We start from the raw sequence: 249 nt of genomic DNA, 5'->3' as shown, positions 1-249 counted from the left end.
TTCCATCCCCGTTAACGCAACACCCGTAGTTTTATCTTCTGACATGACCACACTGGCACATTGTTTATAGCTTTCGTTACCACCATGGCTACCCTGCTCATAAAGTGTGAAACCAATTTGGCCATCAAGATCGGAGATAGTTTTGACTTCACCTCCTCCTGATTGATTGTTTTGGTCAAAATTATCAAAGAAGTCGAAGTTAAAGGTGAAGTCACCAAATGGATTAGCATCAGTAGAGCCATTGCGGAT

General features: G+C 42.2%; 1 protein-coding gene. It reads right to left on the bottom strand.

All coding sequences use genetic code 11. From position 1 onward, the window contains the following. Nucleotides 1–249 (bottom strand): hypothetical protein (locus FQ668_RS27900; protein WP_218570924.1); only part of this gene is annotated, 249 nt, incomplete at both ends.

Source organism: Pseudomonas sp. Kh14 (assembly GCF_900291005.1).
Taxonomy (GTDB): Bacteria; Pseudomonadota; Gammaproteobacteria; order Pseudomonadales; family Pseudomonadaceae; genus Aquipseudomonas; species Aquipseudomonas alloputida.
Note: the sequence above shows the minus strand (reverse complement) of the source record. Positions and strands in the feature narration are given on the sequence as shown.